Source organism: Paenarthrobacter sp. 10L420, assembly GCF_056395385.1.
This window is the reverse complement of sequence record NZ_JBFTJK010000001.1, coordinates 813,015-836,920: the sequence shown is the minus strand read 5'-3', so window position 1 is coordinate 836,920 and position 23,906 is coordinate 813,015. Positions and strand designations below refer to the sequence as shown.

Sequence of the window (23,906 nt, the reverse complement as noted above, 5' to 3'; positions counted from 1 at the left end):
TACAAACGCCTCCATCACATGTTGATTGCTGCGACTCTGCAGCCCACATGGCGAGCCTAGCGCTTAAGCAGACCGAAGGCTCTGGTAGATCGGCCAAGGGATTTCCGATTTTGCTGGATAGGTGCACAGACTAACCCCGCGATGGCTTTTCGCAAGGGAGAGTCGGGCGATGATTCCAACAGGACAGATCCCGACAATAGTGCAGCATCGCACGCTTCCGCGTCTGCAGGTAAGTAGGCATCAACGCCATGGCCAGGGCCGAAGCGCTCCCAGGCCTCGGATAACTGCTGTCGGGGCGAACGGCCCACCGTGGCCCGCTTCACCTTATTGAGGAGCACCCGTGGCGTTGCCTGTGGAACCGCAGCTTCGAGCTCGGCAAGGCCACGGACCAATCGCGGGACGCCGATTGCATCCGCAGCCCCAACGGCAAAAACCTCGTCTGCCAGCTCCAAACTGCGCAGGGTAGCGCCATTGCGGCGTGGCGCCATAGTGTCAAAGCTCAGTTCCTCATCTGCTTCCAGGCAGAAGCCGGTGTCCACGACAACCACCTCGGCCACTTGCTTGGCCCTTTGGAGGACAAGCGAGAGTGCGGAGGCCCTTAGTTCAGTCCAGCGGTCCGCCCTTGTGGTTCCAGTGAGTACTCGAAATCCACCAGTCTTGATGAAGACAGGCGTAGCAGCCCTGTCCAGTGCATCCGCATCCAGCAATCCTTGGTCAGCGAGTCTGCACGCCTGGGCGAGGCCCGCCGACTCCTCCAGCAGCCCAAGCATGACCGATACGCTCGCACCGTAACTGTCCGCATCCACAAGAATCACGGACTTGCCTTCGGCCGCCAACTCGGCAGCCATGTTTACCGCAACCAGAGTTCTTCCCGGAGCGCCCGTTGGTCCCCACACTGCTATCACCCTCCCCCCGCCTGCCGCTTCTGGTTCTGGGGTTTCCGGCGCCAACTGGAATCCCGCAGATGAGTCCGCGAATCCGGCGTCTGGAAACTTGCGGGCTCCAACGGGCCCACCGTGGCGGCCCACTGCATCGGAAATCCTCAGGGCAAGATCGGCGGGCTTAATATCGGTAGACGCTGTCACTACACCAATAGCGGTGAGCCTGGAGACCTCCAGGGGGTCCACGGTCAGGGCGAGAATGGACACACCTACGGCGGCCAGCCGGTCCACCAATGTAGCGGTTAACTCTTCGGAGCCTTCGGCAACGACGGCGGCCAGGGCAAGCCCGCTTTGGCAGGCAGCCATCAACTCTGCAAGCTCTGAACACCGCCGGACCACAGTGACGGGGCCATGCAAGCGCTCCAGCCCGCCAACCACGGCTTCCTGTGCCTGGCCAACAGTGATGACCGGGATGCTCATTGGCTGATGCCCGCAGGGTTCCAAACAACAGACACCTTGGCGGCGTTGGCCTTGGCGCCCAGCAGCTTGGGCATCTGCTTGTCCGTGACCAGCACCAGCACGACCGTTGTCTTTGAGGCACCGAGAGCACTCGAACCCGCTGTTACTTCTGCGATTTCGGCGCCGGGCAGCAATAGCTGTGGTTCTTCAAAAGCGTTTTGGGAACCGGGCATTGCGACCCAGACGTCCACCTTCGCCCCGGGAACCGCCTGCGCTGGAAGTGACTCTTCCATCGATATGGCAACAGGCTTGCGGTTCAGGACGTCAGCCTGTCCGAGGCTCTTCTGTGGAACGAGTTGGCCCTTCTCAATTCTCTGTAGAGCTACCTTGCCCTGGTCAATTCCGTCCTCCACGGTTACATAGCCGGACTCGACGTCATCCAAGCGAACCTGGACGACGGCTAAATCCTCAGGAACCACGGTTTGCCCAACCGAAATACCCTCCCGTGCGGCATAAACCTGAGTGGTCCGATCAGCGGTACTGACAACTGAGATGACTCCGGCGACGGATACAAGCATGAGCAGTACTCCCACCAGTAGTCGTGGATCCCTCCAAGATGGCTTCTTCAACCTGTTGCCGGCGACGCCTGCACTCGGATCCATTTTCCTGCTCCCCCATTGAAGTTCTCATGGCATGGTTACCCGCGCCGCCTCTTCATTGTTGCCGTGACATGGCCTACGCCAAAGTCAAGAACTCCAAATCATGGGAAATTGTGGATAACTGTGCCAAACGGCGCCAACAGATGCCAAAATAGTCCCATGCCCCGATTCCTGACTCTGGCGGACGTCGCCGAACAACTGCAGATAAACTCGCCGCAGGCCTATGCCCTGGTGCGCAGCGGTGAGTTGAAAGCCATTCAGGTCGGAGGACGTGGTCAATGGCGCATCGAGGAAAAGATGCTGGAACAATACATCGAGGAGCGGTATGCCGAGGCCAGCCGCATGATTGAAGAGGCCAAGTCCAAGTCGAGCTAGCGTTCGGGAACCAATCGGGCCGATGAACGGCTAGAGCCCCTGGCTCCCGCTCGAGCAGACCGCCTCAAGTGATGTAAATGGAATTGTCCTCACGGCGGCCACTGCACCGCCGCGCCGCGCCTCGCCCCGCGTATCGGCAAAATCGAAATGGTCACGCCCAACCCTGTCGATGACGCCATGGAGCCTGTGGCCTCCCTCCGGGCCAGTGGCCAAGACGACCGTCACCTGGGTCCTGTCACGCGAGAGTCCGCGGAGGGCGCTGGCAAGCCTTAGCGAACTTTGGATCTGGGAAACAGGTTTTCTAGCCAATCTTCCGAGTCCGTCGTAAAGACGTACCGATGCGCATGGAATGAGCCATTGCCGTCCGTTGTCGATCAACACAAACCAATCCCCACCGACGTGACCCAACGTCCCCTGGAGAGAAATACCGCCGCTCAGCACCAAAGCGATCTCAGCTCCGCCGACTCCCCGAAGCCTGTCCACAAGGTCAAGGCCGGCTAGCTCGACTCTCACGCGTTCGGATATTTCCGATTCACGGGCCAAGGCGCGCTCAGCAGAAAATTGCGCTTCCAGATCTTCAAAGAGAGAGTCCCATCTCATATGGTCACAATAGGACCCGTAGCGCGTGGCGCCAAGCGCAATGGGATTTTCCCGTCATGATTGGACAAAGTCCTTCGACTATGCTGAGAATGGGCAAACAGCACTAAATGACATCAAACAGCATTAAACAGCCGAAAGGGTAAGTATGAGCAGCTATCCGGCAAGGGTCCGCCACGATGCCACGTTGGCCGCCGTACTCCTCGCGTTGGGACTTTTGCTGCTAATCGTTGGGCAGAACCTCTTGGGGCAGTGGCAGGTGGATGCAGCCCACGGGCAGAGAAGTACGTTCGACCACCTCCTCGCCCTTGCATCCAGCGCGTCGGGAATTGCCATCGTGTCTTGGTGGGTCCTCTCACTTGGCCTCGCAGCTTGGGCTGCAGTTCTGCAAAGTGCGGGGAGGAGGGGCAGCGCCAACGCCATCGCCAAGTTCAGTCCCGCTTTCATGCTGAGACTGGCGTTTGCCCTTCTAAGCCTGAATCTCCTCGGAATTCAGGCCGCTCAGGCTGCGGCAACGCCGGAACCTCAATGGCAGGCCACTTCCAGTGGCGCCACAGGCAGGGCAGCGTGGCATCCGTCCGGTGGCGTACAAGAACCCCTGCCCGCTGTGGTGATGGCCCCTGCGCGAACCACCGAAGAAAGCCACGAGGCAAATCGGTCAGGGCCTGCCTGGCAGCCACAGGCTCCCACAGTTGAACCCGGCCTCCTGTCGCGACAAGGCTCTCGCGACAGGGCGTTTGAACATCACGCTGAAGCCAGCGTTGTGGTCAAGCCGGGTGACACGCTGTGGTCCATTGCCGCAGACAACCTTGGACCCTTCGCAACCGACGTTGATATAGCACTCCATTGGCCGATGTGGTATTCAGCCAACCGAGGGATCATTGGCAACGATCCCGCGACGTTGCGCCCGGGACAAGTCCTGCAGCCCCCAACGCCCGGCTGAGGTCCTCGCCGCCCGTAAAGAATCCGAATGTATTGAACGGCACCCACTCAGGGGCACTCGTTCATGACCTAAGAGCAGTCCCATTGTCATCCCAGACGTAGCAACCTGAGCCAAGCGATGCCCGCGCAACGGCCCACAGAGTGAACTCATGAGGATTGACCATGACTGTTGTAACTGCACGCCGCCACGCAGACCGCCAAAGAACAAAACATCCTGCAACGAACGCAGGAGCCAACCCTTCTACCCTTGACGTAAGGCTGGTGGCACGAAGCATCGCCCAAGCTGCGGTTGAGGTCCTTGCCGGGACACGGTCCGTTGTCCAGCTGTCCAGATCCCTCGATGAGCAATGCTTTCTCTCGCTCCAGCATCGGGCCGCCCTTACACGCGAACACTCTGCACGCACCCGCGGCTCGCTACAGGTTCACAGAAGCCCAATGGTCCGTTCCGTCCGTGCTTGCGCCATTTCAGACTCCATCTACGAGGTCAGCATCGTTGTTTCTGAGGAGCAGCGCTCCCGCGCTATTGCCATGAGGTTGGAACACTCCGACGGGACGTGGCAGGTCACCGCCCTGGAGATTGGCTAGTCACCCAGATTGGCTAGGCACTGGAGATTGGCTAGTCACCCCAATTGGCTAGGCACCCGTGATTGACTAGTCACCCCTGAACCAGGCAGGTTGCCTCGACCGGGGAAGGCGGCTCTACGAAAAAAGACCCCGGACATGTGTCCGGGGTCCGTTTTCATAGGCACTAGATCAGCGTCGCTTCTTCTTGGCAGTTTTGCGCTGCTCCTGGGTGGCTGCCTTGGCAGGATTACCGGATCGGCCCGAGGAGCGGCCTTCGATGCGGGTCTGGCTCGCTCCGTCCTCGCCTGGGGCTGTGTACTGCAATTGGGCCGGCTTTTCGGGTGTCTCCAGACCGGCAGCCCGGATCTGGGGATCGTGGTGCTCGGTGTGTGCACCTGCCACAGTATCGTCGGCAACAACGACATCTTCGGCGGGGGTTACCTCAACTTCAAGGTTGTAGAGGAAGCCAATGCTTTCCTCGCGAATGGCTTCCATCATGCTTTGGAACATCACGAAGCCTTCGCGCTGGTACTCAACCAGCGGATCCCGTTGGGCCATGGCCCGCAGCCCGATGCCCTCTTTGAGGTAGTCCATCTCGTACAAGTGCTCTTGCCATTTACGCCCAAGCACCGAGAGAACCACCCTGCGCTCGAGCTCCCGCATACTTTCAGAGCCAATGGCTTCTTCACGGGCCTGGTACACCAGCCGCGCGTCAGAGAGGATCTCTTCCTTGAGGAATTCGGCAGTGACCCTGGACTTGCCGCCGGCCTCATCAATGATTTCCTGGGCAGTTACGGTGGCCGGGTAAAGCGTCTTCAGGTTGGACCAGAGCTGGTTGAAGTCCCAGTCATCGCCGTTGCCTTCTGCCGTAGCGGCGTCAATAAGGGCGTTGATGGTGTCTTCCAGGAAGAACTGGACCTTTTCGTGCAGGTCATCACCTTCGAGGATCCGACGACGGTCCCCGTAGATCGCTTCACGCTGGCGGTTCAGGACGTCGTCGTACTTGAGGACGTTCTTACGCTGCTCCGCGTTGCGGGCTTCCACCTGACCTTGAGCCGAGGCAATGGCACGGGAGACAAGCTTTGATTCCAGCGCGACGTCGTCGGGCACGGAACTGTTCATGAGCCGCTCGGCAGCACCGGAATTGAACAGCCTCATGAGGTCATCGGTCAGTGAAAGGTAGAAACGGGATTCCCCGGGATCGCCCTGACGTCCGGAGCGGCCCCGCAACTGATTATCAATCCGGCGGGATTCGTGGCGCTCGGTGCCCAGCACGTAGAGGCCGCCAAGGTCCAGTACTTCCTCGTGCTCGTCCTTAACCGCCTGCTTGGCCGCAGCGAGTGCCTCCGGCCATGCTGCTTCATACTCTTCCGAGTTCTCCTCCGGATCCAGGCCCCTCTTGGCGAGATCTGCGATAGCGGTGAATTCGGCGTTGCCACCAAGCATGATGTCGGTACCGCGGCCTGCCATGTTGGTGGCTACCGTGACAGCACCCTTACGTCCGGCCTGAGCCACGATGGAGGCTTCCCGCGCGTGGTTCTTGGCGTTGAGAACCTCGTGGCGGATTCCTTCCTTCGCCAGCAGCTTGGACAGATACTCGCTCTTCTCAACGCTGGTGGTGCCAACCAGTACGGGCTGGCCCTTCTCGTGGCGTTCCGCGATGTCCTTGACGACGGCGTCAAACTTGACGATCTCGTTCTTGTAGACGAGGTCCGACTGGTCAATGCGCTGCATGTCCCGGTTTGTGGGGATCGGCACAACGCCGAGTTTGTACGTGCTCATGAACTCGGCTGCCTCGGTCTCGGCCGTACCCGTCATGCCGGACAGCTTGGAATACATGCGGAAGTAGTTCTGCAGCGTTACCGTTGCCAGAGTCTGGTTTTCGGCCTTGATCTCGACGTTTTCCTTGGCCTCAATGGCCTGGTGCATGCCTTCGTTGTATCGTCGACCGGCGAGGATACGGCCTGTGTGCTCGTCAACAATCAGGACCTCGCCGTCGAGGATGACGTAATCCTTATCGCGCTTGAAGAGTTCCTTCGCCTTGATGGCGTTGTTCAGGAAACCAATGAGTGGGGTGTTGGCCGATTCGTACAGGTTCTGGATACCGAGGTAGTCCTCCACCTTTTCAATTCCGGCTTCCAAGACACCAACAGTCCGCTTCTTCTCGTCGACCTCGTAGTCAACCTCTGGTTGAAGTCGGAGTACGACCTTCGCGAATTCGCTGAACCAGCGGTTTGTGTCGCCTTGGGCCGGGCCGGAGATGATGAGGGGGGTTCGCGCTTCATCAATCAGAATCGAGTCAACTTCATCCACAATGGCGAAGTTGTGGCCGCGCTGGACCAGTTCACTGGCGTCCCAGGCCATGTTGTCGCGCAAATAGTCGAAGCCGAATTCGTTGTTTGTCCCGTAGGTGATGTCTGCCGCGTACTGCTGCCGACGCACGGACGGATCCTGGTTGGAGAGGATACAGCCGCTTGTGAGGCCAAGGAAGCGGTAGACACGTCCCATAAGCTCGGACTGGTATTCGGCGAGGTAATCATTCACCGTGACCACGTGGACGCCCTTGCCCGTAAGGGCATTGAGGTATGCCGGTGCAGTTGCCACGAGGGTCTTGCCTTCACCGGTTTTCATTTCGGCGATGTTGCCCAGGTGGAGGGCGGCACCACCCATGAGCTGCACGTCAAAGTGCCGCATGCCCAGCGTTCGGGATGAGGCCTCGCGGACTGCAGCGAACGCCTCCGGCAGGAGAGCGTCCAAGGTCTCGCCGTCCTGGTGCCGCGAGCGCAGACGGTCCGTTTCCTCCCGAAGTTCAGCGTCAGAGAACGTCTTGAAAGAGTCTTCCAGGGCATTGATGGAATCGGCATAGTTCCGCAGTTGCCTGAGTGTTTTCTTGTCACCCGTGCGGAGAAGTTTTTCGATTAGTGATGCCACGTGAAATTGCTCCCAGTCTCATGCTGCCGAATTCTGGCTGTTTCAGTCTACGGGAGAGAGTATCGCCACGTTATCCGGTTCCCCTGTGAGCGGACTGCTTTGCCCCTCTGGTTCACAGCGTCCGACAGTGCCCCGGCCCACTGCCTCGGCGAGCGGTTCCGAGAGATCCCCCACGGGCCACACAACAACTTCCTGAAGGCCGAGCCATTGGGCCAAGAGCCACAATTCGGCGGAAAGCTCGACGGCGGTATCCGGTGGCGCTCCTGGCTCACCAAAGGCGGACCGAACCAGGAGTTGGCCTGCGGCCCTGTCAGCCTTCAAATCGACCCGTGCCACAATGCCTTCCCTGAGCAGGAAGGGCAAAACATAGTAGCCGTAACGGCGCTTTGCGGCGGGCGTGTAGATCTCAATCCGATAATGGAATCCGAACAACTCTTCGAGGCGCCGCCGCTCGAAGACCAGCGAGTCAAAAGGGCTCAGGAGGGCCCGGCCTTCGGCCCTGCGTGGCAATCTGGCCTCGACGTGCCGGTAGGTTTCCCGGTCCCAACCGCGAACGGAAACGCGCTCCAGCCGGCCTGCTTGGAGAAGGCGCTGTACTGACGCCGCCCCGGCCTTCATCGGCGTCCGAAAGTAGTCGGCAAAACAGCGGACCGTTCCGATGCCGTGTGCCATTGCGGCTGCATCCATGAGCCGGTCAAGGGCGGCATCTGCATCCATCCCGCCGTGCACCGAACCCGGCAGAACCCTGGAAGTAAGTGTGTAGAGGCGTTCGAATTGGGGTGTCCGCGAAGCTGCCGAAACGCGGCCTTCTTCAAACAGATGCTCCAGAACGCGCTTCACGGTGTTCCAGTTCCAGCCCCAATTTACGCTTTCAGCATCCCCTGTGTGCCCAAGTTGTGCAGTCAAGGCAGACGCCGTCATCGGCGGTCCAGCCTCCAGGGCCGCGAGGATTCGTTCCTCCATGGCAATCCGCACGGTGGGCTCCAAGTGATGAGCACCCACCCACGCCCGCTTTTGCCAGAGAAGGAGATCCTGAAAATGCTCCGGTCGGATATAGCTGGCTTCGTGTGCCCAGTACTCCATCATTTTGCGAGGGTTTCTACCTGCCATGGAGTGAAGGATTGCCGGATCGTAGTTTCCCAAACGGGAAAAGAATGGCAGATAGTGGCTCCGGGCCAACACATTCACGGAGTCGATCTGGACAAGCTGGATCTGGGCAAAGGTCCGGCCCACCGCCCGTGAGGTCACGGGGCCGGCGGGCCGGACTTTCGCCAATCCTTGGGCTGCCAATGCGATCCGCCGTGCCTGTGACAGGCTCAGCGAAGCGGTCATTGAAGTCCTTTCACGGCGATCAAGCCTTACTTGGCGGTGGCCGCCTGGTCATCTGAGCGGTACGCGTGGATCTTCTCCTCCACGGCTTCCTCGCCGGGCTCGCAGGTGGAGTCCAGGGTTATGACACCATAAGTCCAGCCATTGCGCCGGTACACAACCGAGGGCGCATTGGTTTCCTTATCCAGGAACAGGTAGAAGTTGTGTCCCACCAGTTCCATGTTGTCCACCGCATCATCGAGCGTGAGGGATGCTGCAGGGAAAACCTTCCGACGGATCAAAACGGGTGAATCTCCCGCTGGAATGTCGTTCTCGATCTCGTAGGGCGACCGCACATCGGCCTGCGGTGCAGGCTCCTGGTGGCTGTTGGCCTCTACGTAAATTGGCTCGCTGGCACTCGCGGGCTCAAGGGAGGCCGTTGCTTCCCGAACGGCCTTGGGCGTGTGTCGCCCATGGTGCACCTTCTTCCTGTCCTTTGCGCGACGCAACCGCTCAAGCAGCTTGTTGTACGCAAGATCGAAGGCAGCAAATTTGTCAGCGGCTGTGGCCTCGGCACGGATAACGGGGCCTCGGCCCAGAACTGTCACTTCAACGGTGAGCTGTCCCGGCGTTTGCCGGGGGTTGGTCTCCTTGGAAACCTTGGCGTCGACTCGCTGGACTTTGTCCCCCAACGATTCAATCTTTGAGATTTTCTCGCCGGCATATTCGCGAAAGCGGTCAGAAACTGTCAGATTTCGTCCGCTGATCATGAACTCCATGGTGCCCTCCAAATAACTCAGGTGACACGACAACGACGCTGTAGGGGGCTGGTCTGACGGACAGTCGAGCCCCTTTCCGAGCCGCTATCGACAGGTACATCTGTTCTTGGTACCCACAACCGACGTTAGTTCATCGGCACGAGTTATTCACCCTTTGGCCACTTATTTTTTGTTTGCGTCTTAACCCCACCACGGGGCTCGTCTCCGGCGGTGTGCGAGGCGTAGGCTGGTGGCCTCGTGGCCGCGAGAACAACGGCGCCGCAGACTATCCCTCCGGCCGCAGACACTGCCCGTGCAGCCTCCGCAAGCGTGGCTCCAGTGGTGAGAACATCGTCCACAATCAGGCACCTTTGCCCACGGATCTGTTCCCTGTAGCGGGGCCGAACCCTCATGGAACCCCGGACACGCCTGGCACGCTCACCCCTGCCGAGGCCTTTTTGGCCTGTGGAACCATCTCTCCCCTCCGCGCCAAGGATGGCTCTGACGCCATTTCCAATCAGGTCTTTGCACGTTGCGGCCAGCCCCCTGTTTTCCAGGAGACTCCCGGTCTTCTCAAGTGCATCAAAACCCGGGTACCGGGAAAACATCCCTCGTCTCTTCATGCAGTGGAGCAGAACGTGTACGGGGCTGAAACCCCGGCTTCGGAAGGCCTTCGCACTGCTGGGAACAGGAACAACGCAAAAGCCTGGCTGGTTACCAGTGGCCAGCCGAACTGCGTTTCCGAGGCAGGGCGCCAACACCTCAGCCAGTCGCCTCTGGCCGAAGCTCTTGAAGGACAACAGGGACTGCGAAAGTTCATCCCTGTAGGGCCCCGCGGCCACCACGCCCAGCTTTACGGTGCCATCCACATCAACCAACGCAGGCGATTCCTGTTCGGCCCTGAAGGGCTTCCTGCAAAGCTGACGCACCCGCTTGGCACAATGCCTGCACAGGACGGTATCTTCCGCACCACAGCAGACGCATTCAACGGGAACCAGTAGTGCAAGCAACTCCATCAACGCCCCTTGCAGGTTGGCGATCAGGCGCCCAAGCAAGCGCCTGTCTTTTCCGCGTCGCCGGGGTCCTGAGGAGTCCGGGGCACCAACATCCGGGTCAAGCCGGCGTCGGATACGTTGAGCAGATCCAGGACAATTGACGGCAGATGGAAGGTTGTTCAAGGAAACGATCATGCTAGTAGCCTTGAGCACTTTTTGTTCCGGTGACAGCCCTGGAACCCGCTATGTGAACAACCACCGTCTTGTTGCGGCAGCGCCTCCAGGGCGCTCCGGCTCAGCCGGGGAAGGCCGGCTCCGTTGGGCCCTTGAGCTGAAGCTCCCAACCATTTCCGACACGTTGGAAAATTCCCGCTGCGGACTGGCCGTAGATCTGTTCTGACCCGTTCCCTGCGCTCAGGCTCATGAGGCCGTCCCAGGGTGCCAGTTGCTGCGGCTCCCCCGAGGTAAGGGAAAGCAACTCCGGAACCACTGTAGCCGTCGCCGAACTGGCCATGACGGCAACCGTGGATCCGTTGACCCACACTCCCTGGTCAGGCGAGGTGGAGGTGAAAAGAGTGACAGGAGCCGTAAGATCCTTCGGCGCGCCGTCTGCATTCCGGACGATGCCCGTCACCTGAACCACTGATTTACCGTTCGCCTCGGATATCACCAGGGCCCGGGTGCCTTCGCGCGAGATCCGAAAATCCTTGACGATCCGTCCGGACAGCCACGTGGGAGAGATGGTCGCCGTGGGTATGGCCATTCCGGGGGCAACGCCCGTGGGTTTGAAAGCCACAACCTCAGTATTCCCGCTGGCGCCTGGTCCCGCCGTCCAAACCCAATCATGAGGACTGAACGATGGCCCGGTCAACGTGCTTCGGGTGGTCAACTGGCGGGCCGGTTGACCCGGCTCGATGGAGTACAAGGTGGTTTTGTCGCCGTTGAGGAAGGCAACGGTTTGGGATACAGGCGATTCGGCGGGTGAATGGGGCCCAAGGCCTGCAACCGACTGGATGTCGGGCAATGGTGAAACACGATTGTTCTCGTAGCGGACCAAGTCGCCGTTATTGACCGCAATCTGGCGGGCAGGCACATTCTTGTCCACAACCGGCGGTAGAACTGTCCCGTTGTCCTCGACTCGGACCAGGTCCTGGTCGGCGCGAAGCTGGACATTAATGACGTCCGGTTGCCCCCTGAACGTTAGTGCCAGCTGGTTCTGCATGCGTTGGCGGTCTTCTGCCGATGCGTCGAACAGTTCCTTGGCTGACAAATCCACCTGGGCTGCTCCGGAAACTACCGGGACAGATTCCCGGGCCAACTTCATTCCAGAGGGAAAGGCGCTCACCACTGCCCCACGCAAGTAGGGCGCAGGCCCAGCAAGAAGGGCGCTGGTCATGGATTTAACAGTCTTCTTCTTGATGAACCATCGGTAGTCCGGCACCGCATACGTGAACGTCGGGTCATAGAAGTAGATGGGGAAGGCGCCGTAAATGACTTTGAACGTCTCTTCCGGAATCGCAGTACCATCCGGAACTTTGGAGATCCGCCACTCCCCTTCCACTTTCTCCAGCGAGACGGGGATGGTCTCCTTGGTCCCAGGTGGGAACTGCGTGGCTATTCCGTCCGCATCCACCGTGTAGGCAAGATCGACCTCGTAGAGGTATTCATTCTCCACGGCCGTCTTGACCACGTGCGCCCCGCGGAACACGACGGCCCGCTTATCCGGTTTCCACGTAACGGCCTGGGCCTGGGTCAGATATTGCCGTGCTACGGGATAGTCGTCCTCATAGCCGCTGCCGGCCATATAGAAATCCTCAATGACGGCTTCAGGTGTGGAGCCCGCCCGCGGTGCTGCGGGGAAGAATACAGGGGCGTTGGGGTTTCCTGCTCCCTCATCCTGGCTTTTTCCCACTGGGCCGGAGCGGGGAATCTGGGCGCATGAAGCCAGCAAGACCATGAGCGCCGCCAGCACGGCAACGGCAGCCCGTCTGCGTGCGGTGCCAAGGACCCTCATGATGCATCGCCCTTTCCCTTGTCACCCAAAGGAGGCGTTCCGACGTCGGACTTGCCCTCTGTAGCGCCAAAACCCGTACCCAGGACAAGCATCTGGCGTTCGCTGCCGGCTCCGGGCAATTCGATGTCCGCAGGTTCCAGCTGAAGTGGCGACTTGAGGATGGTTCCACCCTGCTTGAGCGGCAAGGTCAACCTGAAGTTTGAGCCCGCCCCTTTGCGGCCCCATGCCTGAAGCCAGCCGTTGTGCAGCTTGGTGTCCTCAGCGGCGATGGACAAGCCCAGTCCGCTGCCACCAGTGGTACGGGCGCGTGCCGGGTCAGCCCGCCAGAATCGGTCGAAAACCCTGGCAGCTTCCGCTTGGCTCATTCCAATTCCGTGGTCACGCACGGCCACGGCCACGGCGTCATGGTTTGCTGCCACGGATATGTGGATCGGCTTTCCTTCGCCGTGCTCAAGGGCGTTGAGAAGCAGGTTCCTCAGGATCCGGTCAATCCTGCGCGAGTCCATTTCGACAATGATGCTCTTCTGACGGGCGTTCAGGCGGACCTCAGAGCCGTATTCGGCGGCTACGGGTGCTGCACCCTCCATGACGTGCGAAATCACCTGGAAGATGTCCTGGGGTTCGGCGTCCAAGACGGCGGCCCCAGCATCGAAGCGCGAAATCTCCAGCAAATCCGACAACAAGGACTGGAACCGCTCCACCTGGTGATAGAGGAGTTCGGCCGAGCGTTTGTTCATCGGATCAAAGTCTTCACGGGCGTCGTAAAGGACCTCGGCAGCCATGCGAACGGTGGTCAAGGGGGTGCGAAGTTCGTGGGAAACATCCGAGACGAATCTTTGCTGCATTTGGGACAACGTGGCCAACTGCGTGATCTGCTCCTGCAGGCTGGCGGCCATATGGTTGAACGACGCACCAAGCCTGGCTACCTCATCCTCGCCTTTGACCACCATGCGCTCTTGGAGTTGGCCTGCCGCCAGCTTTTCCGACACCACGGCAGCGTGGCTCACAGGGCTGACGACGTTGCGGGTGACGTACCAGGCGATGGCACCGATCATGAGCACCAGCGCCGCACCACCTGCCCACAGCACGTTCTGGATTTCGTCCAGGGTCTTCTGGGCAGTGTTCAGGTCATAGATCAAATACAGCTCATAGGCAGTGCCGTTGAAGGTCACTTTGTTTCCTACAGCAATACCCGGGCGGTCCTCGTTTCCGACCGGGAACTGCATGGAGGCCCAGAATTGTTGCTTCCCGCCTTCCTGGACAGCCTTTCGCAATTCCGGCGGGATGACGCGGACAGTGAGCTGGTCCGAGGCGCGCGACTCAACCCAGCGGTTACGGGGTTTGGTCTGTTCCGGCACTGCTTCAAAGACGTAGCGCCGCTGGATCACAGAGCCCCGGCCCTCTACGGCGGTTAATGTGTCATAAACCAACGTGATGACGCTTGATTGATCAGTAACCTGTGCGCCGTCGAAGGTGTCCTGAACCTGTTTGACGTTGTAGCGGGATTCCGACTCCGCCTGGGCCAGCCTTTCCTGGAACAGGTTATTCGCGATCTGGTTGGAAAGGTAAGCTCCGACGATCGCAAAAGACGTCACGGCAAGCAGGAGAGTCGTCAGCACGGTCCTGAACTCCAAAGACCGGCGCCACCGCCTCAGCAAAGAACGCCAGAGGAAGCGAAGACCTGGCCGTATCTGCCGGACACCGATCGAGACGAGTCGGGAAACCCTCAGAACCAGAATCAGGCCACGTCGCGTCCATATCCTGGCGCGCCACATCAGCCAGGGAAGATTCCTTCTTACTGGATCGCTGGGAGCGGAGGGTGAATTCCCGGACGCCGAAGTCTCTGCGGTCTGTTCCTGGGCTGCGGTCTGCTCCTGGGCCCGCTGCTCCGGACTGTCGGCCCGCTGGTCCTTGTCCGTAGTGCCGGTCTTGCCGGTGGGAGACTCAGGAACCTGCTTTATACCCGACACCACGCACCGTCAATACAACTTCGGGCGCTTCCGGATCCCGTTCAATCTTGGAGCGCAAACGCTGAACGTGGACATTGACCAGCCGGGTGTCCGCGGCATGGCGGTATCCCCATACCTGTTCAAGCAAAAGTTCGCGCGTGAAGACCTGCCACGGCTTGCGGGCCAGTGCTACCAGGAGGTCGAACTCCAACGGTGTAAGCGAGATTCGCTCTCCACCGCGGGTGACCAGGTGCCCGGCGACGTCGATGGTTACATCAGCAATCCGCAAGGTTTCAGGCGCCTTTTGTTCGCCCGGCCGAAGGCGTGCACGGACTCGGGCCACGAGTTCAGCGGGTTTAAAAGGCTTGGGCACGTAGTCGTCAGCACCGGATTCAAGGCCGCGGACAACATCCGAGGTGTCCGATTTTGCGGTGAGCATGACGATGGGAACGTCCGATTCTCCACGAATCTGCCGACAAACTTCGATGCCATCCGAACCCGGAAGCATGAGATCCAAGAGGACCAAATCGGGCTTGGACGAACGGAACACTTCAAGAGCCTGGCCGCCGTCTGCGCAGAATACCGGCTCGAAGCCATCATTGCGCAGGACAATACCAATCATCTCTGCGAGCGCTTCGTCGTCGTCAACTACCAGAATGCGTGCCTTCATAGTTATATATTCCCTTATCGCCCAGCCTTTGTCCTGTTGGGCGGCCGCACGGCATGGCGTCCCCCAAGGCACTTCCACCGTACTGCACGTCCGCGCTTGGCTCGACGTAGTTCCGCTGGCCAGGACAGTGAGGGCTTCAAGCTATGAGGGAGGACACCGGGACTATAGGCTTGGGGCGAAGGTCCAATGTGGGGGACGTCGCATGTCGGCGGCCGGGTCTCTTGGGGAGGAAATCGTGTCACAGCCAGAGCACGGCCAGCAGCCATATCCGGGCGGTCAGCCTGCCTGGGGCAACCAGCCCCAGTGGGGTGGGCCACCCACATGGTCACACCCACAGGGTGGCGCCAACAATTGGCCGGGCTACCCTCCGCCCGGACCAGGACCAGGACCAGGACCAGCGGGCGGATGGCCTGCGGCTGGGCCCGGCGGTCCATACTATGGAGCGCCCGGCGGTCCGCCCTATGGCCAACCAATGTACGTTGCCCCACCCAAGCCAGGTGTCATTCCCTTGAGGCCCCTGCAATTCGGGGAGCTGCTTGATGGCTCCTTCCAGACCATACGCCGGAATGCCGCCTCCATGTTTGGTTCAGCCCTGATCGTCCAGGCCGTTGCCGCTGCCCTCCTGGGTGTTGTCACCGTCGCCATGTACGAGCTTATGGATTCGTTGGAAGCGACGGATTTCAGCGGGGACGCGACTGGGTTCTTCGGCCCGTTCGTGGCCGTCATGGCGGGTTCGGTGGGAGTCTCCGTGTTGATCGGCTTTCTCGGCGCCGTTCTCCAGGGCGTCATGGTCATTCCGGTTTCCCGTTCTGTCCTCAACCGGCGGACGGGCTTCGGTCAAATGTGGAAGCTGGCTGCCGGGCGGATCCTGCCTCTCCTGGGAGTAGCAGCCGTGCTCACTTTCGGTGGACTGCTGGCCGCAGCTGCCGTCGTCGGGATTGCCGTGCTGTTGTTCACGGCCTTGGGACCGGCTGCCTTGTTGATTGTGTTTCCCTTGGGCTTCGGGGCCATCGTCGTCTTTGTCTGGATTGGACTGAAGCTCATGTTCGCCCCCGCCGCCATCGTCGTGGAACGGATCGGCGTCTATGACGGACTCCTGCGATCCTGGCAGTTGACCAAGAGCAATTGGTGGCGCATCTTCGGCATAACGCTGCTGGTGAGCGTCATGGTGGGAATCATCGCCCAGATAGTGCAGATTCCAGCGTCTCTCGCTGCTACCGCGATAGGCTCCGTAGTCTCCCCCCACCCCGACGCCGGGACAGTGGCCTCCACCCTGGTCCTCACGACTGTGATCTCGATGGCAATTGGGGCTTTGGTAGGGTCTGTGACTTTCGCTTTCCAAACATCGGTGTCCGCGCTCATCTATATGGATCTTCGAATGCGTCGGGATGGGCTGGACGTGGAGTTGATGCGCCTGATGGAAAGTGGTGCAGATCCGGAGGGAATCCCCGGTGGTCCTGCCCCGCAGTTCCAGGGCAGCACATGGCCCCCTGGCGGCGGGCAATGGCCAGGCACTCCTCCCGGGCGCCGGCCGCAGGCATGAGTCCAGCCTTACTCCATGTCATTACCGCTTTGGCCGGCACTGAGCCGCCGGTGAGTCCGGACCGGGACGAAGCACGTCGTTGGGCCGAGGAGGAACTATCCAAGGCGCAGTATGCCCAAGCCCGGCCCAGTTGGCTGGACCAGCTTTGGCGCGATTTCCTGGACTGGCTCAGCTCCCTGGACGGGGACGGAACTTCCCCGGCCGGCAACATCGCTGTTCCCCTCATCATTGCCTTGGCTGTGGTACTCATTGTGGTGGCTATCTTCGTAGTCCGTCCCAGGCTGAATGCAACGCGAAAAACCTCCGTTGCCGGCATTTACGGCAAGGACGCGGTTGTGGACGCTGCCACATATCGGAAGCGCGCTTTGGCCGCGTCCGACGACGGCGACTGGCCGTCCGCCGTCGTCGATCAGTTCCGGGCCTTGGTGCGCTCCGCGGAGGAGCGCGATGTTATTGAAGCGCGGGCTGGACGGACGGCCGATGAAGCCGCTAATCACTTGGGCCAGGCCTTCGCTCCCGCCCAGCTCCGGCTTGTTGATGCCGCCCGCCTGTTTGATGCGGTCCGCTACGGAGAACAGGCCGCGACACGCTCGGATTATGACGAGCTGCGCAAGCTGGATACAGACCTCCTGGCCCTGACACCTGACTTCAGCGGCCAGTACCAACAGGGATTCGCGGTGCCGCGATGACCCTCCAGGAACAGGTGCCTGAAGCTTTGCAGGAAGGAACTCCTCCTCCACGGCGGACCAGCGCCATGTGGAGTTGGTTCCGAAAGCACCTGGTTTGGATTGCGCTGGGCGTAGTGTTTGCCGCGTTCGTGACGTTCCTGGCAGTGGAGCGGTTCTCGGCGCCCAACGACTCCCGGGCCTTGTCTACCCGTAATCCCGCTCCCGACGGGGCCATGGCGTTGGCCGAAATACTGGGGCGCCACGGTGTTGCCATAACTCCCACCGATACCCTCGAAGACACCTTGACAGCCATTTCCGACGACACCCATACCACCGTGCTGCTCTATGACCCCCGCGGTTTCCTGGACAGGTCGCAGTTGGAAGATCTCAGGTCCGAGGCCGACCGGTTAGTGGTGGTCGCACCACGACTACGCACGCTGAACGGCCTTGAGCCGGGCATCCGTCCCGGCGGAGTGGTTCCCGAAGCAACGAAAATCCTTGAACCTGGCTGCGGCCAGGAAGACGCAGAGCGGGCGGGAGCCGTTGCAGCACAAGGACCCGTCTACCTGGGTCCCGTAATTTGCTACGCCACCCGCAGCGATGGACCTGGTCTTTATGTGGCCTCGGCGGATGGGCGCGTGGTGGTGCTGGGGAGCACTGAGTTGCTGGAAAACCAACACCTCGCTGCCGAAGGCAACGCAGCATTGGCCATCCGGACCTTGGGAGGCGCGCCCGACTTGGTCTGGTACACACCAGGCCTCACGGATGTAGCGTCCGATAGATCCGCCCCGACGCTGAACGAACTTGCACCTGCATGGCTGGCGTTTGCGGGCCCATGGCTGGGTGTCGTAGCTATCCTTGCCATTCTCTGGCGCGGACGACGCTTGGGACCGTTGGTCTTTGAACCGCTTCCCGTGGTGGTGAAGGCAGCCGAAACGGCCGAAGGCCGTGCACGTCTCTATCAGGATTCACGTGCCGTTGAACGCGCGGCCGACAATTTGCGGGCAGGAACCCTCGCCCGGTTGGCCAAGCATTTCAATCTGGGGACCGACGCCACCGCGGAAGTCATCGTCGACGCCGTGGCCCGGCGCCTTGGACGGCAAGCACCGGCGATCCGGTGGTCGTTAATTGATTCCAAGCCGCAGACAGAAGGACAACTGGTGCAGTGGGCACAACAGATCGAACGAATCGAACAGGAGGCGACGGCCTGATGAGCAACCAGCCGAACAGCTATACGGACAGCAACTACCAATACTCCGGAGGCGCGGCCCATCAGGGGGTGGAGGATCCTGCCCGGCAGTCCCTGTTGAACGTCCGGACCGAGGTTGGGAAGGCCGTGGTGGGGCAGGATCCCACAGTGACCGGGATGCTCATCGCCCTTCTCTGCGACGGCCATGTCCTGCTGGAAGGTGTGCCCGGAGTCGCCAAGACCCTGTTGGTCCGGGCGTTGTCAACTGCCCTGAGCCTGGAAACCAAGCGCGTACAGTTCACCCCGGATCTCATGCCCGGAGACGTCACGGGTTCCTTGGTGTATGACTCGCATTCATCGGAATTCACTTTCCGGGAAGGGCCTGTTTTCACGAACATCCTGCTGGCCGATGAAATAAACCGAACGCCACCCAAGACGCAGGCCTCGCTCCTGGAAGCAATGGAGGAACGCCAGGTTTCCGTAGACGGCGTGTCCAGGCCGCTGCCGGCACCCTTCATCGTGGCAGCCACCCAGAATCCTGTCGAATACGAAGGAACCTACCCCCTGCCCGAGGCCCAATTGGACAGATTCCTCCTCAAACTGACCATGCCTTTGCCGGGCAGGGCCGAGGAAATCGAAGTGATCCGTCGGCACGCGGGCGGCTTCGATCCCCGAAACCTCGCCGCAGCCGGCGTGCGGCCGGTGGCTGGCGCCGTCGAGCTTTCCAACGCGCGTGCGGCTGTGGCGCAAGTGACTGTGGCACCGGAAATCCTGGCCTACATCGTGGATGTAGTCCGGGCCACCAGGTCAGCCCCGTCCTTCCAGCTTGGCGTCTCCCCTCGAGGCGCTACTGCTCTTTTGAACACGTCAAAGGCATGGGCCTGGTTGTCCGGGCGGCCCTTCGTGACGCCGGACGACGTCAAAGCGTTATCGTTGCCTTGCCTCAGGCACCGGGTAGGCCTGCGTCCTGAGGCCCAGATGGATGGCATCCACGTTGACGACGTCCTGGGCAGCATCCTCGCGTCCGTTCCGGTGCCTCGTTGATTCTGCCGGTGATGCAGATGATGCAAATGACAGCAATGGCAAGGTTGCCCTGATGGCCATCACGGGTCGTTTTGTGTTGCTGGCAGTTGCCGGGCTGGTTCCGTTGCTGCTGTTTCCCGCGTGGAGCACGGTGCTGTTCGTCGCTATCGGACTGCTGCTGTTCCTGACCCTTGACCTTGTCCTGGCGGCTTCCCCAGCCAAACTGGGCTTGGTACGTCAGCAACCGGGCAACGTCACTTTGGAGAGTCACGTTGATTCCGTCCTCACGGTAACCAACCTGGGCGGCAGGAAGCTGCGGGCGATGGTCCGGGATGGTTGGCAACCTTCCGCTGGAGCCCTTAACCCAGCCCAGCCGCTGGACGTTCCACCTGGCGAACGTCGCCGCATGACGGTGTCCCTGGTGCCACGGCGCCGCGGGGATCTTGAGAGCCCACACGTGACGATCCGCTCCTATGGGCCCTTGCGGCTGGCTGCCCGGCAGCGAACAAGGGCACTTCCCGGGCGGCTTCGAGTGCTCCCGCCCTTCCATTCCAAGCGGCATCTGCCATCGAAACTACGCAAGCTGCGCGAACTTGATGGCAGGGCCGCTGTGCAGATCCGGGGCGCGGGAACGGAGTTCGATTCCCTGCGGGACTACGTTCGTGGCGATGACGTTCGTTCCATTGACTGGCGTGCAACCGCACGTCGCACATCTGTGGTGGTGCGTACCTGGCGTCCGGAACGGGACAGGCGGGTTGTGATCGTTCTGGACACATCGCGAACCGCAGCGGCCAGGATTGACGACGAGCCGAGGCTCGATACTTGGATTGAGGCTGCGCTGCTGCTCGCGGTTCTGGCGGAACGGGGCGGGGATCGGGTTGACTTCCTCGCCTACGACCGGATGCTCCGCGCGAGGGTCGAATCCGCTTCGAAAGGCAATCTCCTGGCCCAACTCGTTCAAGCCATGGCGACGTTGGAGGCCGAGCTCATCGAACTGGACTGGCAGCAGATCCCAGGCCAGGTGCGGGCTGTCTCGGCACACCGCTCTCTTGTGGTGCTTTTGACAGCCCTCGACGGCGGCGCCCCCGAGGAAGGCCTTCTTCCCATGGTGGCCCAACTGGTCCGCCAGCACGTAGTGGTGGTCGCATCTGTCCGGGACCCCTTGCTGGCAGCCATGAAAGCCGGACGTTCCACCGCCAGCCAGGTTTTCCGTGCCGCCGCCGCGGAACGCGCACTCCTGGAACGCGCTGCCGTCACAGAACAACTGCGGCAACTCGGCGCTGAAGTGGTGGACGCCGAACCCTCTGAGGTCCCTCCCCTGCTGGCTGACACCTACATCCGGCTAAAAGCGGCCGGACGGCTCTAGGAAGGATTCCAATGAACGAACCTATCTACCGGTTGGCCCTGGGCAATGATTTCACCAAGCTGGCCCCCGAACTCCAGGAGTACTTCTCCCTCGCGGCAGGCTCCGGCTCATATGGAATCGGCGAAGGGGTCTTTGACGTCGTGGGGTGCCAGCAAAAATGGCTGCGTCCTTTGCTGGCCTTGACGGGAAGCGAAGAGGCCTTCTTCCCTGAATACGGTGAAGGCATTCCGTTCCGCATTGAAAACCACGCCCACGTGGATCCCTTTGGCCGGCAAGCCCTCACGGCACGGCGTGAAATCTACTTCCCATCCGGGACGCGGTTGTTCCACGACACCACGAGCGCTATCACGACGCCGCATACCAGCTCCGACACGCCCTCGCCGACCCGCTTAGTGGACCATGTTGGTCGTTACCGCCGCCTCGTCACCGACCTCGATGTCAGCGTCACGCCCATCGGCAGGCTACGCGGAGTGTCGAAAGCGAGCCGGCTCTTCCTGGGTCCACTACGCATTCCATTGCCGGCGGCGCTCGACGCGAAGGCCTTCGCGGAGCAATGGTGGGACGAGAACGAGGGCAAGCACCGGATCCAGGTCAAGGTCATCCAACCCCAGATCGGCGTAGTGCTTGTCTATGCGGGCCGCTTCGATTACCGGTTGGCGCCCTACCTACCCGGGGCTGCCCCTGGCACATCGCTCCCCCGCTACGCGGAACCGGATCGCTGGGAAAAGAGAATCTAACCCCCTCGCCGATCAGCCTTGCGCCAGTTGGTCCAGGCCGTCCGCCACTTGGGTGAGCCGGGTGAGCACTTCCTTGGCTGTGGACGGCTTCAGATGCGCGAGTCCCGTTGCTGGCGTTAAGCGCAATGCCGACAAGGCCGACGCCGGGAGGCCCAGTTGGCTCCAAGGCCGCCAAATGCTTTCCACGACGTCCGCAGTCCGCGGGAGCATGGCATCAGCGCCCATTGTGGGCATAGCACCGGCCCACACACGTTTGCCATCTTCCACTGCCCCGGCAAGGTGCTCCCATTGGCGGGTTGTCAAGGCTTTCAGCGGCACGGCAATGCCATCGGCGCCCGCTTCGAGTATGCGATCGATTGGTGCCTCGATCTCCGGTACGGACACCACGATTTCGACGGCTCCCGCTGCCCTGAGCGCGTCGATCACCAACCGCCAGGCTCCCGCCACTTCCTCACCGGGGATGGAGCGCAGAGTGCGGTAACCACTCGCCGTCGGGATGGTTCCGCCCATAACTGCGGCAATGTCCGGCTCGTCCAACTGGACCACGACGCCCGCTCCTGGGACAGCTCCCAAGATCCGCTGAAAGTGTTCTGCGACTCCAGCTGCCAGTGACTCTGCAATGTCACGGCGCGCCCCAAAATCGAGAAGGGCTCTCTCGCCGTTGTGGAGGTACAAACCGGCTGCGAGGCTCATGGGACCCATCAGCTGGATCTTGATCCCGGTGGCTGAAACTTCCTCTGTTCCAGCGATGTCGGCCAGGATGTTGATGTCGGTGGCAAGCGCGGATCGTGCCCGCTGGGCGTCCTTTCCTCCCCGGTCCACCAATCTCCATCCGTGGGGTTGAACGTCCACGGCCAAGTCCACCAGCAGCGAAGCTGTACGTCCAACGGCGTCGGATCCGACACCACGGTCCGGCAGTTCGGGCAGGAACGGAAGGTGGGGGTCGCCCAATTCGCCCCGAATGATTCGCATGGACTCGGCAGGGTCAATCCCGGGCCATGGGCCCAGCGCCGTAGCGCTGACCCGCTGCACTTCTCCCGACATACTTTCAGGCCTGCCGGCTGGAGATCTGGTGATCCTCTGCGATGGCCTCGTGATGGCGGATCACTTCACTGATGATGAAATTCAGGAACTTCTCGGCAAATGCGGGGTCAAGATGCGCGTCCTCGGCCAGGCGGCGAAGCCGGGCGATCTGGGCTGCTTCCCGTCCGGGGTCGCCCGCGGGAAGCTTGTGCGTGGCCTTCAGGATCCCTACTTTCTGGGTGGCCTTGAAGCGTTCCGCGAGCAGGAAAACGAGTGTGGCATCAATGTTGTCGATGCTGGACCGGATGGAGAGCAGCTCATCCATGACGCCGCGATCCACCTGGCCCGCGAGGGAACTCGCTGACGGGTTGAAGGAATCGTCGTCTTCGGGGAGGGCATTGTTCTGCTCGGTCATGATCCCCAGTCTATGGTGTGGGGCGGTAGCGTTGCGGGTGTTACCTGCCGGCGCCGGTAGAACCGTGTTCCCGTCGCGCAAATCGGTGCAGAATGGCAGCATCACTGCACGTCGACCAAGGGAGCTTCCATGAAAATCGCTGTTCTGGGAACAGGAATGGTGGGCCACGCCCTCGCTGGCAAGTTGGTGTTGCTGGGCCACGAGGTCATGATGGGTTCCCGTGAATCAGGCAATCCCAAGGGCGAGGAGTGGGCGCAGCAGGCTGGTCCACGCGCCCATGCCGGCTCTTTCGCGGAAGCGTGCGCCCAGTCCGAGCTGATCATCAACGCCACACCCGGTACGGTCAGCCTGGCCGTCCTCGCCGAAGCCGGCGAGGCCAACATCAACGGCAAAATCCTGTTGGATGTGGCAAATGCGCTTGATGGATCCAGCGGCTTCCCGCCATCTCTCACTATCTGCAACACGGACAGCATCGCCGAGACCATTCAACGGACCTACCCCGAGGTGCGGGTAGTGAAATCCCTTAACACAGTCAGTGCCCCCGTGATGGTGGATCCAGGGCGCCTTCCGGGCCCACATGACATGTTTATGGCCGGAAACGACGCGGATGCCAAATCCACAGTGTCAGGCCTGCTGCAGGAGTTTGGTTGGGCACCCGAGCACATAAGGGACCTTGGTGGACTTGATGCTGCCCGCGGCATGGAAATGTGGCTGCCCTTGTGGCTAAGGATCTTCATGCAGCAGCCAAAGGGAAAGATGTTCAACATCGCCATCGTCTCGGAATAGGTCAGGAAGCGCCGTCCGCGATGGAGGCATCGAAGGTCCGCTCCCCAGCGTGGA

The 23,906-nt window shown here is 60.9% G+C and carries 23 protein-coding genes; 11 read left to right on the top strand and 12 right to left on the bottom strand.

Features of this window, described 5'->3' with window-relative positions:
• Nucleotides 1–56 precede the first annotated feature (56 nt).
• Both AC1DD5_RS04035 and AC1DD5_RS04030 read right to left on the bottom strand, forming a co-directional pair.
• Complete coding sequence (locus tag AC1DD5_RS04035; protein ID WP_477518289.1) at nucleotides 57–1,361, bottom strand: CpaE/TadZ family protein; 1,305 nt, start codon at nucleotides 1,359–1,361, stop codon at nucleotides 57–59.
• On the bottom strand, nucleotides 1,358–2,002 hold the full coding sequence (locus tag AC1DD5_RS04030) for an SAF domain-containing protein (RefSeq protein ID WP_477518288.1): 645 nt from the start codon (nucleotides 2,000–2,002) through the stop codon (nucleotides 1,358–1,360). The genes AC1DD5_RS04035 and AC1DD5_RS04030 overlap by 4 nt, the downstream gene beginning before the upstream one ends.
• 156 nt (nucleotides 2,003–2,158) lie before the next feature.
• Between AC1DD5_RS04030 and AC1DD5_RS04025 the strand changes: the two genes are divergently transcribed.
• Entirely contained in the window at nucleotides 2,159–2,374 is a 216-nt protein-coding gene (locus AC1DD5_RS04025; protein WP_216924027.1) for a helix-turn-helix domain-containing protein, read from the top strand.
• Nucleotides 2,375–2,404: 30 nt separating this feature from the next.
• Here AC1DD5_RS04025 and AC1DD5_RS04020 read toward each other — a convergent pair whose 3' ends face one another.
• Complete coding sequence (locus tag AC1DD5_RS04020; protein WP_477520668.1) at nucleotides 2,405–2,974, bottom strand: hypothetical protein; 570 nt, start codon at nucleotides 2,972–2,974, stop codon at nucleotides 2,405–2,407.
• A 145-nt stretch (nucleotides 2,975–3,119) separates the two neighbouring features.
• On the opposite strand from AC1DD5_RS04020, the gene AC1DD5_RS04015 reads away from it, so the two are divergent.
• Nucleotides 3,120–3,914 carry a LysM peptidoglycan-binding domain-containing protein gene (locus AC1DD5_RS04015; RefSeq protein ID WP_477518287.1) on the top strand — a complete coding sequence of 265 codons (795 nt, stop codon included), beginning with the start codon at nucleotides 3,120–3,122 and terminating at the stop codon, nucleotides 3,912–3,914.
• A 161-nt stretch (nucleotides 3,915–4,075) separates the two neighbouring features.
• Nucleotides 4,076–4,498: an Rv3235 family protein gene (locus AC1DD5_RS04010; protein WP_442003776.1), complete on the top strand. Its 423-nt coding sequence runs from the start codon at nucleotides 4,076–4,078 to the stop codon at nucleotides 4,496–4,498.
• Between the two features lie 168 nt (nucleotides 4,499–4,666).
• On the opposite strand, the gene secA is transcribed toward AC1DD5_RS04010, so the two are convergent.
• The 4 genes from secA to AC1DD5_RS03990 form a co-directional block, all read right to left on the bottom strand.
• Complete coding sequence (gene secA / locus AC1DD5_RS04005; protein WP_477520667.1) at nucleotides 4,667–7,408, bottom strand: preprotein translocase subunit SecA; 2,742 nt, start codon at nucleotides 7,406–7,408, stop codon at nucleotides 4,667–4,669.
• Nucleotides 7,409–7,450: 42 nt separating this feature from the next.
• Nucleotides 7,451–8,740: a winged helix-turn-helix domain-containing protein gene (locus AC1DD5_RS04000; RefSeq protein ID WP_477518285.1), complete on the bottom strand. Its 1,290-nt coding sequence runs from the start codon at nucleotides 8,738–8,740 to the stop codon at nucleotides 7,451–7,453.
• Nucleotides 8,741–8,766: 26 nt separating this feature from the next.
• Complete coding sequence (hpf, locus tag AC1DD5_RS03995; RefSeq protein ID WP_477518284.1) at nucleotides 8,767–9,495, bottom strand: ribosome hibernation-promoting factor, HPF/YfiA family; 729 nt, start codon at nucleotides 9,493–9,495, stop codon at nucleotides 8,767–8,769.
• 143 nt (nucleotides 9,496–9,638) lie between these two features.
• Nucleotides 9,639–9,887 (bottom strand): phosphoribosyltransferase family protein, encoded by a 249-nt coding sequence (locus AC1DD5_RS03990; RefSeq protein WP_442003978.1) that lies wholly within the window; start codon nucleotides 9,885–9,887, stop codon nucleotides 9,639–9,641.
• Between the two features lie 225 nt (nucleotides 9,888–10,112).
• Here AC1DD5_RS03990 and AC1DD5_RS03985 point away from each other — a divergent pair, with 225 nt between their 5' ends.
• Nucleotides 10,113–10,475 (top strand): hypothetical protein, encoded by a 363-nt coding sequence (locus tag AC1DD5_RS03985; RefSeq protein WP_477518283.1) that lies wholly within the window; start codon nucleotides 10,113–10,115, stop codon nucleotides 10,473–10,475.
• Nucleotides 10,476–10,764: 289 nt separating this feature from the next.
• Here AC1DD5_RS03985 and AC1DD5_RS03980 read toward each other — a convergent pair whose 3' ends face one another.
• From AC1DD5_RS03980 to mtrA, 3 genes are all read right to left on the bottom strand, one after another.
• Entirely contained in the window at nucleotides 10,765–12,483 is a 1,719-nt protein-coding gene (locus AC1DD5_RS03980; protein ID WP_477518282.1) for an LpqB family beta-propeller domain-containing protein, read from the bottom strand.
• Entirely contained in the window at nucleotides 12,480–14,258 is a 1,779-nt protein-coding gene (gene mtrB / locus AC1DD5_RS03975) for an MtrAB system histidine kinase MtrB (protein ID WP_442017720.1), read from the bottom strand. The genes AC1DD5_RS03980 and mtrB overlap by 4 nt, the downstream gene beginning before the upstream one ends.
• Nucleotides 14,259–14,427: 169 nt before the next feature.
• Nucleotides 14,428–15,102, bottom strand: a complete 675-nt coding sequence (gene mtrA / locus AC1DD5_RS03970; protein WP_144649950.1) for an MtrAB system response regulator MtrA — start codon at nucleotides 15,100–15,102, stop codon at nucleotides 14,428–14,430.
• A gap of 472 nt (nucleotides 15,103–15,574) precedes the next feature.
• Between mtrA and AC1DD5_RS03965 the strand changes: the two genes are divergently transcribed.
• From AC1DD5_RS03965 to AC1DD5_RS03940, 6 genes are read left to right on the top strand one after another with little or no spacing between them, the layout of a single operon-like run.
• Nucleotides 15,575–16,645: a DUF7847 domain-containing protein gene (locus tag AC1DD5_RS03965; RefSeq protein ID WP_477518281.1), complete on the top strand. Its 1,071-nt coding sequence runs from the start codon at nucleotides 15,575–15,577 to the stop codon at nucleotides 16,643–16,645.
• On the top strand, nucleotides 16,642–17,334 hold the full coding sequence (locus tag AC1DD5_RS03960) for a DUF4129 domain-containing protein (RefSeq protein ID WP_477518280.1): 693 nt from the start codon (nucleotides 16,642–16,644) through the stop codon (nucleotides 17,332–17,334). Before AC1DD5_RS03965 ends, AC1DD5_RS03960 begins: the two co-directional genes overlap by 4 nt.
• On the top strand, nucleotides 17,331–18,524 hold the full coding sequence (locus tag AC1DD5_RS03955) for a DUF4350 domain-containing protein (RefSeq protein ID WP_477518279.1): 1,194 nt from the start codon (nucleotides 17,331–17,333) through the stop codon (nucleotides 18,522–18,524). Before AC1DD5_RS03960 ends, AC1DD5_RS03955 begins: the two co-directional genes overlap by 4 nt.
• Entirely contained in the window at nucleotides 18,524–19,546 is a 1,023-nt protein-coding gene (locus tag AC1DD5_RS03950) for an AAA family ATPase (protein ID WP_477518278.1), read from the top strand. Before AC1DD5_RS03955 ends, AC1DD5_RS03950 begins: the two co-directional genes overlap by 1 nt.
• 52 nt (nucleotides 19,547–19,598) lie before the next feature.
• The gene (locus AC1DD5_RS03945) at nucleotides 19,599–20,891 is read left to right on the top strand and encodes a DUF58 domain-containing protein (protein WP_442017719.1); all 1,293 of its coding nucleotides are present in this window, start codon (nucleotides 19,599–19,601) and stop codon (nucleotides 20,889–20,891) included.
• Nucleotides 20,892–20,902: 11 nt separating this feature from the next.
• Nucleotides 20,903–21,628: a DUF4166 domain-containing protein gene (locus AC1DD5_RS03940; protein WP_442017695.1), complete on the top strand. Its 726-nt coding sequence runs from the start codon at nucleotides 20,903–20,905 to the stop codon at nucleotides 21,626–21,628.
• A gap of 12 nt (nucleotides 21,629–21,640) precedes the next feature.
• Here AC1DD5_RS03940 and AC1DD5_RS03935 read toward each other — a convergent pair whose 3' ends face one another.
• Together AC1DD5_RS03935 and AC1DD5_RS03930 are read right to left on the bottom strand one after the other, a co-directional pair.
• The gene (locus AC1DD5_RS03935) at nucleotides 21,641–22,672 is read right to left on the bottom strand and encodes a uroporphyrinogen decarboxylase/cobalamine-independent methonine synthase family protein (protein ID WP_442017694.1); all 1,032 of its coding nucleotides are present in this window, start codon (nucleotides 22,670–22,672) and stop codon (nucleotides 21,641–21,643) included.
• 4 nt (nucleotides 22,673–22,676) lie between these two features.
• A complete protein-coding gene (locus tag AC1DD5_RS03930) occupies nucleotides 22,677–23,066 on the bottom strand; it encodes a chorismate mutase (protein ID WP_442017693.1) in 390 nt (129 codons plus the stop codon).
• A gap of 129 nt (nucleotides 23,067–23,195) precedes the next feature.
• Here AC1DD5_RS03930 and AC1DD5_RS03925 point away from each other — a divergent pair, with 129 nt between their 5' ends.
• Nucleotides 23,196–23,852, top strand: a complete 657-nt coding sequence (locus tag AC1DD5_RS03925) for an NADPH-dependent F420 reductase (protein ID WP_442017692.1) — start codon at nucleotides 23,196–23,198, stop codon at nucleotides 23,850–23,852.
• Nucleotides 23,853–23,906 lie beyond the last annotated feature (54 nt).